At 67.8% G+C, this 14870-nt stretch carries 17 protein-coding genes; 10 read left to right on the top strand and 7 right to left on the bottom strand.

Annotated elements, in window-relative coordinates:
• Positions 1–55: 55 nt before the first annotated feature.
• Positions 56–1630 (bottom strand): S15 peptidase family protein, encoded by a 1575-nt coding sequence (locus AC5JLE_RS14005; protein WP_496065391.1) that lies wholly within the window; start codon positions 1628–1630, stop codon positions 56–58.
• Between the two features lie 160 nt (positions 1631–1790).
• Here AC5JLE_RS14005 and AC5JLE_RS14000 point away from each other — a divergent pair, with 160 nt between their 5' ends.
• Together AC5JLE_RS14000 and AC5JLE_RS13995 are read left to right on the top strand one after the other, a co-directional pair.
• Entirely contained in the window at positions 1791–2804 is a 1014-nt protein-coding gene (locus AC5JLE_RS14000; protein ID WP_496065390.1) for a hypothetical protein, read from the top strand.
• Between the two features lie 334 nt (positions 2805–3138).
• Positions 3139–3879 (top strand): DNA/RNA non-specific endonuclease, encoded by a 741-nt coding sequence (locus tag AC5JLE_RS13995; protein WP_032957559.1) that lies wholly within the window; start codon positions 3139–3141, stop codon positions 3877–3879.
• Between the two features lie 18 nt (positions 3880–3897).
• Here the strand turns inward: AC5JLE_RS13995 and AC5JLE_RS13990 are convergent, their stop codons facing one another.
• Positions 3898–4755, bottom strand: a complete 858-nt coding sequence (locus tag AC5JLE_RS13990) for a hypothetical protein (protein ID WP_496065389.1) — start codon at positions 4753–4755, stop codon at positions 3898–3900.
• 179 nt (positions 4756–4934) lie between these two features.
• Here AC5JLE_RS13990 and AC5JLE_RS13985 point away from each other — a divergent pair, with 179 nt between their 5' ends.
• The gene (locus AC5JLE_RS13985) at positions 4935–5630 is read left to right on the top strand and encodes an HAD family hydrolase (protein WP_241883904.1); all 696 of its coding nucleotides are present in this window, start codon (positions 4935–4937) and stop codon (positions 5628–5630) included.
• A gap of 7 nt (positions 5631–5637) precedes the next feature.
• Here the strand turns inward: AC5JLE_RS13985 and AC5JLE_RS13980 are convergent, their stop codons facing one another.
• The 4 genes from AC5JLE_RS13980 to AC5JLE_RS13965 are packed head-to-tail and all read right to left on the bottom strand — an operon-like array spanning position 5638 to position 7685.
• Complete coding sequence (locus tag AC5JLE_RS13980; protein ID WP_032957563.1) at positions 5638–5868, bottom strand: hypothetical protein; 231 nt, start codon at positions 5866–5868, stop codon at positions 5638–5640.
• Entirely contained in the window at positions 5865–6290 is a 426-nt protein-coding gene (locus AC5JLE_RS13975) for a VOC family protein (protein ID WP_241883905.1), read from the bottom strand. The genes AC5JLE_RS13980 and AC5JLE_RS13975 overlap by 4 nt, the downstream gene beginning before the upstream one ends.
• A gap of 10 nt (positions 6291–6300) precedes the next feature.
• The gene (locus AC5JLE_RS13970) at positions 6301–6762 is read right to left on the bottom strand and encodes a helix-turn-helix domain-containing protein (RefSeq protein ID WP_014647242.1); all 462 of its coding nucleotides are present in this window, start codon (positions 6760–6762) and stop codon (positions 6301–6303) included.
• Positions 6759–7685: a LysR substrate-binding domain-containing protein gene (locus tag AC5JLE_RS13965; RefSeq protein ID WP_032957569.1), complete on the bottom strand. Its 927-nt coding sequence runs from the start codon at positions 7683–7685 to the stop codon at positions 6759–6761. The genes AC5JLE_RS13970 and AC5JLE_RS13965 overlap by 4 nt, the downstream gene beginning before the upstream one ends.
• Positions 7686–7776: 91 nt before the next feature.
• On the opposite strand from AC5JLE_RS13965, the gene AC5JLE_RS13960 reads away from it, so the two are divergent.
• From AC5JLE_RS13960 to AC5JLE_RS13945, 4 genes are all read left to right on the top strand, one after another.
• Positions 7777–8817: a hypothetical protein gene (locus tag AC5JLE_RS13960; protein ID WP_049403930.1), complete on the top strand. Its 1041-nt coding sequence runs from the start codon at positions 7777–7779 to the stop codon at positions 8815–8817.
• The gene (locus tag AC5JLE_RS13955; protein ID WP_049403928.1) at positions 8814–9695 is read left to right on the top strand and encodes a TolB family protein; all 882 of its coding nucleotides are present in this window, start codon (positions 8814–8816) and stop codon (positions 9693–9695) included. The genes AC5JLE_RS13960 and AC5JLE_RS13955 overlap by 4 nt, the downstream gene beginning before the upstream one ends.
• A gap of 62 nt (positions 9696–9757) precedes the next feature.
• The gene (locus tag AC5JLE_RS13950) at positions 9758–10300 is read left to right on the top strand and encodes a GFA family protein (RefSeq protein ID WP_049403927.1); all 543 of its coding nucleotides are present in this window, start codon (positions 9758–9760) and stop codon (positions 10298–10300) included.
• The gene (locus tag AC5JLE_RS13945; protein ID WP_046430794.1) at positions 10293–10601 is read left to right on the top strand and encodes a DUF6958 family protein; all 309 of its coding nucleotides are present in this window, start codon (positions 10293–10295) and stop codon (positions 10599–10601) included. Before AC5JLE_RS13950 ends, AC5JLE_RS13945 begins: the two co-directional genes overlap by 8 nt.
• Here AC5JLE_RS13945 and AC5JLE_RS13940 read toward each other — a convergent pair whose 3' ends face one another.
• Positions 10602–11957: a sigma-54 interaction domain-containing protein gene (locus tag AC5JLE_RS13940; protein ID WP_478443544.1), complete on the bottom strand. Its 1356-nt coding sequence runs from the start codon at positions 11955–11957 to the stop codon at positions 10602–10604.
• Between the two features lie 397 nt (positions 11958–12354).
• On the opposite strand from AC5JLE_RS13940, the gene AC5JLE_RS13935 reads away from it, so the two are divergent.
• From AC5JLE_RS13935 to AC5JLE_RS13925, 3 genes are read left to right on the top strand one after another with little or no spacing between them, the layout of a single operon-like run.
• A complete protein-coding gene (locus AC5JLE_RS13935; protein ID WP_197561233.1) occupies positions 12355–12885 on the top strand; it encodes a FapA family amyloid fibril periplasmic chaperone in 531 nt (176 codons plus the stop codon).
• Positions 12886–12929: 44 nt separating this feature from the next.
• Positions 12930–13499, top strand: coding sequence for a FapB/FapC family functional amyloid domain-containing protein (locus AC5JLE_RS13930; RefSeq protein ID WP_197561237.1), 570 nt, complete (start codon positions 12930–12932; stop codon positions 13497–13499).
• 43 nt (positions 13500–13542) lie between these two features.
• A complete protein-coding gene (locus AC5JLE_RS13925) occupies positions 13543–14859 on the top strand; it encodes a FapB/FapC family functional amyloid domain-containing protein (protein WP_032957581.1) in 1317 nt (438 codons plus the stop codon).
• Positions 14860–14870: the final 11 nt, after the last annotated feature.

Below are 14870 nucleotides of genomic sequence, written 5' to 3'. Positions count from 1 at the left end.
CTGGCAACTTTCAGGTCTGTCGTGCCGCGCCCGCCGCAACGGGCGCGGCGCCACGTCAATGCAGGGGCACCTTCAGCACCGAAGGCGCGTTGGCCGGTGAGCTGAAGGTCACCGCACCGCCCAGCTGGCTGATGCCTGCATAGCGCAGGTCCACGGTATCGACCACCAGGGTCAGGCGGCTGCCGGCCGGGAGGTTCCAGCTGCTGGCTTCCAGGCGGAGATCGATTGTTTTCGGCTGGCCGGGCGCGGCCCCGCGCAGGGTGTAGGGCTTGTGGCTGACCAGCTGGCCGTTGCCCAGCGCGTCTTCGGCATACAGGTAGGCATACAGCGTGGTATTGGCGCGGCTGGGCGTCACCGTCACCCGCACTTCCGGTGCGCCATCCAGGCGACGTGCGCTCCAGTAGATCGGGCCCTGCCAGACGCCGGCGGCGTTGCGGCCGACGAACGGTACATAGGCGCCGGGCGGCAGGTTGATCATCTGCAGTGCACCGGAGGCCATCACCACGCCGGAATTGGCAGCCGTCAGCAGCCCGCTGCCGATGCGGTAGCTCCAGCCGGTAGCGCCACCGTTCTCTGCCAGGCCGCCGGTGGGCAGCAGCAAACCGGAGGGTGCGGTCAGGCCGTAGCTGACGGCGCCCGCATTGGTGGCCTGCCAGTCCGGATAGCGGCTCCAGCTGCCCTTCTGCGACTTCAGCTGCACCGCTGCCTGGCGATCGATGCCATTGGCCACGCCCTTCAGGTAGTGGTCGAACCAGTCGCCCACGGCGGCATAGACCTCATTGGGAATGCCGAACGCACCGAAGGCCTCGTTGAGGGCATGGTCGCCGTGGCGCAACTGCAGCTGCTTGGGCCCCTTCAGGCGGTTGAAGAAATCGACCAGCTGGCCCGGCGGGAACAGGCTGTCATTGAAGGCATTGGCGAGGAATACCGCCGGCTGGTTGGCGTTGATCTCTTCAAGGCTGCTGGCCGGGCTGCGCTGTGCGGCCACCGGCAGCAGCGAGTCCACCGCCCCCTGGTAATTGCCGACCAGCACATTGCGGTTGATGGTGGCCAGCTCCGCGCCGGGGCGGCCGGTGGCCAGGCCCGCCGCCACCAGCAGGGCGATGCCCTGGGCGCTGGGTGTGTCATGGCTGTACAGCGACGCCTGCAGGTCGGCCCAGCCACTGAGTGCGGCAACGGCCTTGATGCGGGGGTCGCGCGCCGCCGCCAACAGGCTGGTGCCGGCGCCATAGGAGATGCCCGAGACCCCGATCCTGGCCGGATCGGCGCGGGTGTTGTCCAGCGCCCAGTCGATCAGCGCGCTGACATCCTCGACCGTGGCGGGCCCGGCGATGTCGATGCTGCCACCCGACTCCCAGAAGCCGCGCGAGCTGTAGCTGATGACCACATAGCCGCGCTGCGCCAGCGACTGTGCCACGCCCACGTACTCCACGCTGGGCACCGCCCAGCTGCTGGGCATGACCAGCAGCGGATAGCGCCCGCTGCCGGCATCCTGCGGCTCGATGACGAAGGCCCCGAGAGGCGTGCCATCCCAGTTGGGAATGGTGCGATGGGTGGTCTTGACCGTGGCGGCCCAGGCGGTGGGCGCCAGGCCGGTCAGCAGGATCAACAGCAGCAAAAGCTTGCGCATCGTCGTCTCTCCCCGTCGGTGGTGGTGCAACGGGTCGGACCGTACCAGTGCGAATGGTGGCTGGCACCTTGCGACGCAGCATGGCGCAAAGCGCACCTTGGTATGCTTCGCGGCACTGCGGTCCTCCGCAGGCTCCCATCAATGCAAGGAGGCCCCCCCGATGCGCAGGACGCTCTTCGTCGGCACGCTCTTGAGCGTGGCCAGTCTGTTCGCCCCTTCAGTCGTGGCGGCCCGGGACCCTGACGTCACGGATGACTGCAGCGAAATCGCGCAGTTGATGTCCAACGACGACTTTCCGGCACTGGACGCGATGGCCGCGCGCCTCCGCACGGGCGAGCTCAACGCCGCCGGCGAATCCCGGCTGGGCCGTTTCTACCTCTGCATGTCGCGTGCAATCGGCACGGCGCGGCAGGAGGTGGAGGCCTGGAACCGCTGGTCGGCCTGGGCGGCGCGCTGGGTTCAGCATGCGCCAAAGTCGCCGGCAGCCCACCTGATGACTGCACGGATTCCGCTCAACCTGGCCTGGAGCTACCGCGGAAATGGTTACGCCAACACCGTCAATGCCGAAGACTGGGCTCAGTTCCATGAGTACAACGCGGCTTCGCAGGCCTACCTGCAATCGCATGAGGGCCTTGCCGGCGGCGACCCGTTCTGGCACGAGATGAGCGTGCTGATCGCGCTGCGCGAGGGCGCGGATGACGAAGAACTACTGACGCTCGTCGACCGTGCAGCGAAGGCCTTCCCCGACTACGAGCCGCTGCACTTCATTGCCCTGCAGCACTTCACGCCGGCCTGGGGCGGCAGCGCACAGAAGATGGAAGCCTTCGCACGGCGCTCGATGGCCAGTATCCCGAAGAAAAAGCGGGCCATGCGCTACGCACGGCTGTACTGGTCAGCCACCGCGTATTCGGCCGATCACTTCCGCGCGGCGACACCCGATTGGCCGCTGATGCGCCAGGGGCTGGACGAAATCGCACAGCGCTACCCGACCATCGACAATCTGGAGACCATTACACGCTACGCCTGTTGGGCGCGTGACGGCGATGCCCTGGATCGGTGGAATCGCCTGTACTTGAGCCGAAGTGGTTTCAGCGAGGCGGTCATTGCGGACTCGAGCGAGCAAAGCAGGGCCGCCTGCCTGGCGCCGGATGCTGGGCAAGAGGCTTCCTTGTAGAGCCAATCGGTGCGGAACCGGGCCGCGGAGGATGCGCGGTCCAGCATGCACTTCACACCTGCAGGGTGCTTAGCACGTACGCATGTCAGCCACGGACCGCGTGATCTGACACATCACCAGTGCTTGCACCCGGTCACAGCTTCGCGTTCTCGTCGTTGACCAAAAGACGACAGCTTGTGACGCTTGCGACACCGCGCGGCCCTCCGGGCCTCCTCATCGCGGCCTCGCTCTACTGCACTCCGCATCACCCGTATCCGCAACGCCTTCACATGACACAGGCCCGGCCTGGTCGTGGCGGGCAGCTGCGTCCTGAACTCTTTGCTGGAGAATCGCAATGCGCCTTGCAAGCTTCGTCTTTGCCTTCGTCCTCAGCGCCTTTGCCGGCGCAGCCCAGGCCCAGGTAGTCACCCTCAACAAGGGCGGCTTCGTGCTCACCTACGACTGCGGCATCCACAGCGCCACCCGTTACGAGTACACGCTCACCGCCGATACCGGTTCGGCCGCACGGCCGTCCAGCTTCTACAAGGACCCGGACCTGCCGGCCGGTTGCCTGGGCCAGACCAGCACCGCGTCCTACGCCAGCATCAAATCCGGCTATGACCGTGGCCATCTGGTGACGTCCAACCACATGGATTACGACGCGACCTACATCCGTCGCGCCAACTACATGACCAACATCGTGCCGCAGGTGTCCAGCTTCAACCAGGGCATCTGGGTGAAGGCCGAGAACGTGGCCGAGTGCTACCGCGACATCGCGCCGGTGGACGTCTACGGTGGCGTGGTCTACGGCGATGCCGCCAACGATTATTTCCTGGCCAGCCATGGCATTCCGACGCCGGAGTTCTTCTGGAAGACGATCATCACCCGCGACCCGAACACCGGAACCGCCAAGGCGATCAGCTGGATCATCCCCAACGAGGCCAACCTGGGCAGCCTGGACAACTACCTGGTGACGATTGCGGATCTGGAGGAACTGCTGGGCGCCAGCTACGTGGCGATCAACGCGCCGGCCTCGCTGAAGAACATGCTGCCGGCCACCACCTGGCCGCAGCCGGCCGGGTGTGACCTGGGCTGATCGGGGGGCAGAGGAACGTCACGATGCCTGTGCGCGCAGCCATCGTGACGCCAGCACTCTGGCCAGCAGGAACTGCACTGCGGCGCCGACGACGGTGGCAACGACAAGCCCGCGACCTGTCGTCGGCGCCCCAGCGGACAGCGCTCGCAGAAGATAAGCCATGCTGGCCGGGATGATCAGCAGCGCCGTGGCAAGCAGGATCAGCGACACCACCATCGTGCGCGCCGTCGATGCGGGTTCCGGCGACGGCGCGCCGGCCCATAGGCCGGCAAACGTGGCCAGCGCGTAGGCCACCAGCAGGATCAGGCTCGCAATCTGCAGCTGCGCGGCGCCGTCGGCAACGGGCATGATGAACTCGCCGGGCGAGAATCCCACCGGCAGCTGCGCCACCAGGATGGGAAGCAGGCAGCTGCCGGCCACCAGCGTCACCGCGCCGGCGATGCTGGCACTGATGAGGTGATGGTGCCCGCCCTCGGCAGGGATGCGCCGCTGCATCAGCAGCGCCGGCACCAAGGCCAGCAGCGTGAGGACCAGTGCATGCGCAAGCGGCATCAGACTGATGGCTGCGACGCTGTAGACTGGAAACGGCAACTGCGCCATCGGAATGCGCATGGCGCGATCAAGCACGATCAGCAACCCGAAAAAGGCGACCGAAGCGATCACCGGATGCCGGATCCGCAGCGCGCCGCGACGCCCGAACAGCAGCATCGACACCAGTACCGCCGCTCCGGCGAAGAGACTCAGCCTGAAACCGAGCTCAGCCAGCGCGTAGCCGATTTCACGTGAGGCCTCGGGCGGGCCCAGACGGCGCCCGAATTCGACCAGGCGGAGGGCTACGGGCAGATACAGGCAGAGCACGTAAAGCTTGGCGGCCATCGCGAACTTGATGGGGTACGCACTGAAGAATGATCGCAATCGGTTCAAGGCGTATTCCCGTGCAGGCGCTGGGCGGGCTGACCTGGCAGTCTAGCGTTCCTGTGGCCCGCGTGCCCCGCTCGACCCGCTATGGGAAAATGGCGGGCACGTCGCCCCTTTGGCTGTTCCCGGAGTAGTAGATGTCCCGTTTCCCCTTCGATGCCGTGCTGTTCGACTGCGACGGCGTACTGGTCGATTCCGAGCCGCTGGTGGCCCGTGTGCTCTCGGAAATGCTGACCGCACGCGGCTGGCCGCTGACCCCGGCGCAGGCGGGCGAGGTCTTCCTCGGCCAATCCGTGGCTCATCTGGCCGGGCTGATCGCAGAGCGCACCGGCAAGCCGTTCACCGAGCAATGGCTGGAGGAATTCCGCCAGCAGCGCAACCGTGCGCTGGAGCAGGACCTAGAGGCGATCCAGGGGGCGCCCGAGGCCGTGCGTGCGATTGCCGCGGCCACCGGCGGGCGGATTGCCTGCGCCTCCGGTGCCGACCTGTTCAAGGTGAAGCTGCAGCTGGGCAAGGTCGGCATCCTTGATGCCTTCGGTGCCCATGTGTTCAGTGGCCAGGACATGCCGAACACCAAGCCTCACCCGGATGTCTATCTGGCCGCCGCCGCAGCGCTGGGCGTGGATCCGACGCGCTGCGCGGTGATCGAAGACACCGTGACCGGCGCCACCGCCGGCGTCGCGGCAGGTGCGACCGTGTTTGGTTTCAGCGAGGGCGGCCCGCACCACAGCACGCCGGAGGCCCTGCGCGCTGCGGGCGCGAAGGTGATCTTCCAGCGCATGGAGCAGCTGCCGGCAGTGCTGGCGGCCTACGCCGCCGACGCAGCCGCCTGAGGCGGCCTCAGCCCGCAGCGCCCAGTGCGGCGCCGCGGCGTTTCCCGGCGTAATGCAGCACGAACAGGTACAGGCCGGTGAACAGCTGCAGGAACAGTGGCGGCAACGGCGAATAGGTGATCCACGCTGCAGGCTCGCCCTGCCCCAGCCCGCGGACGACGAAGTTGGCGATCACCGCCAGGGTGAAGACGATCGAGGTCCAGCGATGTACGGGCCGCGCCCAGCCACCGCGGCTCATTGACGGCGCCTCGCTTCGGAGCGCGCTTCGATCATCTTCCAGCCATTGCCGGACGGGTCGCGGAACCCCGCATCGATGGCGCCGTAGCGTTCGACCGGCGCCTGGGTGAACTCCACGCCCTGCGCCAGCCATTGCGTGTAGCGCGCCTGGCAGTCATCCACGGCCAGCACCAGCGGCGGCATTGCGCCCTTGGCCACCAGCTGCTGCAGCGCCTGCGCGGTGGCCGCATCGTGGGTGGGCGGACCGGGCACGAACAGGCCCAGCTGGAATCCGTCCTGGCCGGGGCTGCGCACCGTCAGCCAGCGGTAGCTGCCATTGCGCACGTCGGTATGCACTTCGAAGCCGAGCGTGCCGACGTAGAACGCGAGCGCCTCATCCTGGTTGCGCACATACAGGCCGACCGTGTTAACAGTGTTTGTCATGGGACCTCCCTCAGGTGGGATCCACGTTAGCAACCGCCTCGCGGCGGCGCTTCTCCAAAACTGCGATGTTCAGGTCCGGTCGCTGCGCGGCACGTGCGTGGCATTCCGGCACGCTGGCTGGCGTCGCCTCGCCGGCGCGCTCGCGCTGGCGCACATTGCCCGGGCTGTCGCCGGTGATGTCACGAAAGATGCGCCCGAAGGTACCCAGGCTGCTCCAGCCGGTCTGCGCGGCGATCTCGGTGACCGGCAGCTCGGTGTCACGCAGCATCGCCACGGCCCGTTCGATGCGGCGGCTGAGCAGGTAGCGGTGCGGCGGCAGGCCGAATGCCTGCTTGAACGAACGCGCGAAATGCGCAGGCGATACCGCACTGACCTCGGCCAGGCGGGCCACCGGCCAGTCCTCGTGACTGGCGTGGTCCATCCGGTCCTTGGCACGCAGCAGGCGCCGCAACAGTTCCGGGCTCTGGTTCATGGCGTCACCGCGTGTGCCAGATGATGTCGCGACGCACGCCTGGCCTGCGCGGCCTGCTCGCCCAGCCAGTCACCGAATGCGATGACCTTGGCGCTGCGGCTGCGCGCCGTCGGTGCCACGAACCAGAAACCACGCCCGTCGCTGGCCACACCGGGATGTGCCTGCACCAGGCGCCCACTGTCCAGTTCGGCCTGGAACAGGATCGGCGAGCCGATGGCGATGCCCTGCCCGGCAATGGCAGCACCTACATCCAGATGCTCCATCGCAAAGGGGGTGACGAAGCTCTCCGGGTCCGGTGGCCGAACAGCACCATGTGCGGAAAACCACAGCGCCCACCAGTCAGGCCTGCCGAGCAGTGGAACCTCCAACGCCCGCCGACCGAGCCCGTCTGCCGCCGGCAGCAGCGCTGGCGCGCACAGCGGAGTGAAAATGCTGGGGAACAGGGGCGTGGCCTGCAGCCCGGGCCACGCACCATGCCCGTTGCGGATGGCGGCATCGAAACGCCCGGCGGCCAGGTCCTGCGGCTCTGCCGACAGGTCCAGTTCCAGCACGATGCTTCGATGGCGCGCGCGGAAACTGCCCAGGCGCGGCGTCAACCAGCTGGTGCCCAGCGTCGGCAGAACGGACAGGCGCAGTCGTGCTGCATCCATGTCAGCGGCGCGCATGAAACTGGCGCGCAGCGCGTCGAAGGCCCGGGTGGCCTCCACTGCGACGCTCGCACCGGCGGCGGTCAATTCCACATGCTGGGCGTGGCGCAGGAACAGGCAGGTCCCGGTCTGGGCCTCCAGCCGGCGCACGTGGTAACTCACCGATGCCGCACTGGTATCGAGCTCCTCGGCGGCGCGGGCGAAACTGCCCAGCCGTGCCGCCGCCTCGAAGGCGCGGATGGCGACAAGCGATGGCAGCTGGCGTTGGGTCACCATAAGTGTGGCTTAGCCTGAGCCCCGATTTCCACGTGGTCAATCCCCCTCGCACGCGCAACGATGGAGGCACCTCCGGCACGGGATAACGCACATGGATCGACGGCAGTTCCTGGCCACCCTGGCCGCCACGGCAGCGTCCACCGCCCTGCCCTCCGGGTGGGCCCTGGCCAGCCCCAGCGCAGACTGGAAATGGTTGCAGGGCAACTGGCAGGTCCGGCACCAACGCCTGAAGGAGCGCCTGGTGGGCGATACCCGCTGGGACGCCTTCACCGGCGCCAGCGCGGTCTGGCTCACCCTGGGCGGGCTCGGCACCATCGATGACAACGTCATGGCACTGCCTTCGGGCCCCTACAGGGGCCTGGGCGTGCGTGCCTTCGATCCGGTGTCTTCCACCTGGTCGATCTGGTGGATCGATGGGCGCACCCCTGCCCATATCGAAGCGCCCGTGCGCGGCGCCTTCGCAGGCGATGGCGGCAGCTTCCGTGGTCGCGATGACTTCGAGGGACGCCCCATCGAGGTCTGGTTCCGCTGGCATGACATCCACGGCGATGAGCCGTGGTGGGAGCAGGCGTTCTCCGACGATGCCGGTGCCCATTGGGAAGTGAACTGGCGCAACTGGTTCCGCCGCACTGCTGCGATCCCCACTCCGCTTCCGAAGCTGCCGGATGCACCGGGCGATTTTGATTTCCTGGTGGGCCATTGGAACGTGCGCCATCGCCGCCTGCGGGCTCGGCTGGCAGGCAGCGATGCGTGGGACGCGTTCAACGGCACCCTGCACAACTGGCCGGTACTGGGCGGATTCGGCAACGTGGGCGACAACCTGATGGACGTGCCTGGAGCACCGCTGCGCGGCATGGGCATCCGCGCCTGGAATGCGGCCGAGCGGCACTGGCTGAGCTGGTGGCTGGATGGCCGCGCGCCGACCCGGATCGGCGCGCCACTGCGTGGGGGATTCGAGGCCGGTGTCGGCCGCTTCTTCGGCGAGGACCAGCACGAGGGACGGGCGATCCAGACGCGGGTGATCTGGTCACGCATCACCCCGCGTTCGGCGCGCTGGGAACAGGCGGCCTCCGCCGATGGTGGACGCAGTTGGGAAACCAACTGGGTCAGCGACTTCGAGCGACAGGCATGAAGGCGCTTCTGGCCGTGATGCTGCTGGCATCGGCATTGCCCGTGCCCTCCCCGCCCGTGGTGCTGCGGATCATCGGCCCCGCCGAGCGGTTCGCCCCCGGCATTGCCTCCACACAGCATGACGAGATCCGGCTGACCCTGAGTCCGGACGGCAATACCGCCCTGTGGTTCAGCCGCAACCGGCCGGGGGGGGCTGGGGGCTACGACATCTGGATCTCGCACCGCGAAGGTGACCGCTGGCGGCCGGCCACGCCAGTGCCGTTCAACACGCCGGGGCGCGACTTCGATCCCGCATTTTCCGCAGATGGGCGCGTGGTGTATTTCTGCTCGGACCGCGCAGGCGGCCGGGGCGGTGACGATCTGTATCGGGTCAGCATGGGGAGCGACGGTCGATTCGGGGAGCCAGTCAATCTTGGCCCCGCAGTGAACAGCGCGGCCGATGAGTTCGCGCCGATGCTCTCGCCCGACGGTCGTACGCTGTTGTTCTCCAGCGATCGTGCGGGCGGTGCTGGCGGCCATGACCTCTACAGCGCGGCGATGATCGGCGGCGTCGCGCAGCCGGCACGGCCGCTGGCGGGAGACCTCAATACCGCAGCGCAGGAGTTCGATGCCACCTTCCTGGGCGACGGCCGAACGGTGGTATTTGCCCGCGCCCAGGACTTCGGCAGTGCACCGGTGCGCCAGTTCATTGCCTACGAACGTGGAGGCCGCTATGACGCAGGCCATGCTTTGCCATCGCCCGTGAACGCGCCCAGCGGCGACAGCTACGGCGCGATGCTGGATGGCTCGCGCCGCGACACGCTGACCTACTCGGCGCGACGCGCCGGTGGTGAGGGACTGGACCTGTACCGCGTCCGCTACCGGATGATGCCGCCCTGAAGGCAGTGGGTGTCGATTTCCCACGCGCCCGTTCGTCGAGAGGTTGAGTACCCCAGGAGAAAATGCAGATGCCTTCCCAACAGTCCCTTGCCTGCGCCTGCGGCCAGGTCCGCCTGACCACCACCGGCAGCCCCATCGCCAGCGTCGAATGCTGCTGCGACAGCTGCCGCAGGGCCGGCGCCCGGATGCAGGCGATGCCCGGCGCACCGCAGGTGCTGGGGCCTCAGGGCCAGACGCATTTCGTAATGCAGCGCAAGGATCGCGTCCGCATCGATGCCGGGCATTCCCGGCTGCACGCGTGGCGGTTGTCCAGCACGGCCGGCAGCCGCCGCGTCGTGGCGGGCTGCTGCAATACGCCGCTCTTCCTGGAGTTCAGCGGTGGCCATTGGCTGAGCCTGTATGGGCTGTTGTGGCCGGACGCGATACGCCCCGCCGTGGAGATGCGGACGATGGTCAACGATCTTCCCGACGCGTCTGTCCTTCCCGGCGATGTGCCCAACCTGAAGACCCACTCGCTGCGGTTCTATGCCCGGCTGTTGAAGGCGTGGATCTCCATGGGCTTCCGCAGCCCACGCATCGAGATCACGGGAGACAGCCATGCCTGAGCCCGAGCGGATCGAGATCGAGAGCATCACCACGCCCGGGCACATCCAGCGCGTGGATCGCGCCAAGTACATGGCCATGCGCGCGGCCCTGCTGCGTGCCTTGCCCAGGCAACCTCGCGGGATGACGGTGGCGCAGGCGAAGCAGGCGCTGTTGCCGCACCTGCCCGCATCGCTGTTTCCGCAAGGCGCCACGGCCGGTTGGTGGCTGAAAGCCGTGCAGCTGGACCTGGAGGCCAAGGGCGTGATCGAGCGTCTTCCAGGCACGCCACTGCGCCTGTTCAAGCACGTGCCGGCCGGCTGATCAGCGCTGCGCCGGCAGCTCCAGCCGATGCTTGCGGCACAGCCGATACACGGTCACCCGCGAGATCTGCATCTGCCGCGCGCACTCGGAGACGTTGTAGCCGGTCTGCCGCAGCGTCTGCAGCAGCACATCACGTTCGGCCTGGCCGCGGGCATCGTGCAGCACCGCCCCCGGCGGCGCATGCACGGGCCCTCCCAGTTCGAGGTCACGCTCGCTGATCAGCTCGCCTTCGGCCATGATCGCCGCCCGCTGCACCCGGTTCAGCAGTTCGCGCACGTTGCCGGGCCATTCGAAACGCCGCATCGCCTGCAGCGCAGCGGGTGCAAAGCCACGTGCACGCACGCTGTGGCGCAGGCGGAAGCAGCGCAGGAAATGTTCCGCCAGCAGCTGCACATCAGCGCCGCGCTCGCGCAGCGGTGGCATCAGCAGGCGCAGCACGTTGAGGCGATAGTAGAGATCGCTGCGGAACCGCACCTGCGCCACCGCGTGCTCCAGTTCCACATGGGTGGCAGCCAGTACACGCACGTCCGCCCGCAGCGGCTGGCTGCTGCCGACCCGCTCGAACGTACCTTCCTGCAGCACGCGCAACAGGCTGGTCTGCGCTTCGGCCGGCAGGTCGCCCACCTCGTCAAGGAACACGGTTCCGCCGGATGCGGCCTCGAATACGCCGATCTGGCGCTTGTCGGCACCGGTGAACGAGCCACGCTCGTGGCCGAACAGCTCCGACTGCACCAGGTTCGCAGGGATGGCACCGCAGTTGACCGCGATGAACGGCTTGCCCGCACGGCCGGACAACGCGTGCAGTGCATGTGCCGCCAACTCCTTGCCGGTGCCGGTCTCGCCGGTGACCAGCACCGGCAGATCGACCGGCGCGAACTTGTGCAGTACGGTGCGCACCGCATGCAGCGCAGGACTCTCGCCGATCAATGCGCGCGGCCCCTGCCCGCCGCACACTTCGTCGGCAGACGTATCCTCCGCGTCGAACTGCTGGCGCATCGCCGCCACCAGGTCCAGCAGGCCGAAAGGCAGCGTGAACCGCGAGATGCAACGCTGCAACAAGGGCAGCCACGCTGCAGGCGTGGGCCCTGCGCCAGGCGGCAGCACCGCCAGCCAGGTCAGATGCGCGTGCTGTTCGATCCACGGCGCCAGCAATTGCTGGGCCGGCGCATCCAGATGGCGAAGATCCAGCACGGCGAGCAGCCGGTCGCGCCCGCGCAGGCCGATGGCCATCGCCGGGTCGGGATGGATGCGACGCACGTACCAGCCTGCGGCCGCCAGCGCGCTGCGCTCGTTCGCCAGCGGCTCGCCGAACCAGAGCACGCATCGTGACGCAGAAGCCTCCGGGACCGCTGCCATGCTTCCCCCAGCATCCGGACACCGTCGGCGGACTGTCAGGCAATCACCGGCGTGCCGCCCCTCCGCCGGGACCTCTACGGCCACCGCGGCGGCCTTTGTTGCGCGGATCCTAGCGCTGCGCTAAACGGCGGCGCAATGAGCGGCGCGTCAAGAAAGCACTGGCTGAAGCGGCATCGTTACAGTCCGCGGCGGCACCTGTAACACCGGTGCGACAGTCGGCCGCCTGCCTTGCCCTGCGGCGCTTGGCGCTGCGCAATCCCAACATTTTTTCCACACGGCTGTATCAGTGCAGCAGCAACGCCCCACGCCCGCCAGTGCCCGCCCCCCTGGCGGCCAAGCCTTTCAGGGTTGGCACGGATGATGCGTGGTTCCGCCGCACCCATCACGGGAGATCGGCATGGACGGCATCACCCCCATTCGCGGCCTGCTGGCAATGCTGGCCGTGGCCCTGCTGTCGGCAGCCGCGGGCGCCTCTGCCTCCGGTGCCCGCCAGGGCGTGAAGGCACAACCGGGCGAAATCGTCCTGTTGCGGGATGTGGCCGCGCGACCGGCCTATCGCATGGCGCCCCCGGGCATGGCGCTGATCGCCGATCCGAAACCGCAGCGCGAGATTGCGTTGGCGCTCGGTGCGGGTACCCCGGCAAACGCGATGGATGAGCTGAGCGATGAGGACTATGCCGGCATTGGGGCGGGGCACACGGCTGCGACCGCGACCCCCACTGGCACCACCGTCGAACGGGTCGCCCAGCAGGCCCTGGGCGGCACGCTGGGACGCAGCAGTGACGGCATGCTCGGCAGCAGCCTCGGTGGCGCACTGGGTGGCCCACTGGGCGCGGTCGGGAACAGCACCCGCGGCATCGGCGATACCGTGCGCGGCGCGCTCGCCCAGTTCCCGTTGCAGGGCCCGGCCCCGGCAGGTGGCAAGTGAAGCGGGCACGTTGGCTGCTGCTGGTCCTGTTTGCCACGCCGTTGATGGCGCAGGCCGACGACTACAGCGGCATGCTCGCCTACCTCGACGTGGCCCGCATCGACGGTCACGCCCTGGCGGGTGCAAACGGCGCCATCGCGGTGAACCAGGCGGCCGGTGACCTCAACCTGCAGGCCAACCTGCATGGCATCGCCACCGGCGAACGCGCCGACGTGTCGATCGGCAACCGGCAACTGCAGGCCGGCAACCGCGTGCTGAGCGCACCGGCGCACGCCACCGCCGTCATCGACGGCAACGCGCTGGCCGGTGCCAGCGGCATCGCATCCATCAACCAGGCCAGCGGCATCGCCAACACGACGCTCAACGTCGTCAGCGCGACGCTGGCCAGACAGGGCATACGCGAATCCGACGATACGGCCTTGGCCGCCGAAGGTTCCGCGTTGGCAGGGGGGCGGGACGACGCCGGTCGCGGCGTCGCGACCGGCACCCGCAGCGCCGGTGTCACCAGCACCGCGCTGCGGGGATTCGACGGGGTCCTGCAACTCAATCAGATCGCGGGCAGCGGCAACGACACGGCCAATGTGCTGGGCCTGATCGTGCAGGACCTCCCGTGACAACCACCCAACCGATGCACCACCCGATGAGAGAGAGGGCACCATGAAAGCGACCGTCAAACGGACCATGCTCGCCATGGCGATTGCCACTGCCTCGACCGCCGCTGCGGCCAATGGCTGGGACAACCAGAACGCCAACGCGAACATCAACCACAACCACACCGTCAGCGAGACCCGCAACGACACCCACAACCACACCGACAACGACGTACGCAACCGCACCGTCAACGTCAATGTGCAGAAGCACAGCACCATCCAGGCCGACGAGCGCAAGGAAAAGAACAACCACGGCGTCGACGTGAACCTGGAGAAGGACCTGCGCCTCAGCACCGACGTCAATTTCTCCGGCGACCCCACCATCACCGGCGACATCGACCTCGACTCGGCGGCCATTGCGGTGATCGACAACCGCCAGTCGATCAGCAGCAACGCCACCAGCAACAGCCTGGTCACCAACAGTGCGTCCATCGGTGACAGTGTGGGTGCCGGCGCCTCCGGCAACCTGGGCTTCAACGTGGTATCGGGCGACAACAACGCCCAGGACAATGCTGCGTCGCTGTCCGCTGCCGATGCGTCCTTCAGCTTCGGCATGGCCGACGCCGAGGTGTTCGTCAACCAGGCCGGCTTCGGCAACGCCACCATGAACTCCGGCGTCACCAATGCCGCAGGTCTCGGTGGCAATGCCTTCGGCGGTGCGTCGGGCAACATCGGCGTCAACATCGCCTCGGGCAACAACAACGAGCAGAAGAACGCGCTCGCGGCCTCCGTCGCAACCACGGCGGTGGCGCAGTCGAGCATCAGCTCCAACCAGGTCTCCACCGGCAACACGGTCAGCAATGCCGGCTTCGTGCAGTCCTACACCGATACCGTGCAGGTCGGCCTGCATGGCGGCGTCAGCGGCCTGACGTGGGGCTATGGCGCCGGCACCTACCGCGGCACCGGCAATGCCTACCAGATGGCCAACTATTACCTGGATACGTGGAACGGCGCACTGCCGCATCCGGGTGGCAACAGTACCGGCCACATCGACCTGGACAACGAGATCCAGAACGCCACGATGAACCCCAACCGGCCGGGGGTGGGCGGCCTGGGCTTCGATACGCGTGAAAGCGGCTCCAGCCAGTTCGTCGAACTGGGCGTGGCCGATCTGTACGCCAGCCTGAGCGGCACGGTCAGCACCACGCGCTGGGTGAACGTCAACGCCACCAACACGTCGGCCTTGTCCGGCAGTGCCTTCTCCGGCGCCTCCGGCAACATCGGCGTGAACGTGGCGGCGGGCACCGGCAACCTGCAGGCCAACAGCCTGGCCCTGGCCGTAGCCCAGCCCAGCACCGGCGGTGGTGGCGGCAACGGCGAGTAAGTGCACCACCC

Source organism: Stenotrophomonas sp., assembly GCF_059505245.1.
Note: the sequence above shows the minus strand (reverse complement) of the source record. Positions and strands in the feature narration are given on the sequence as shown.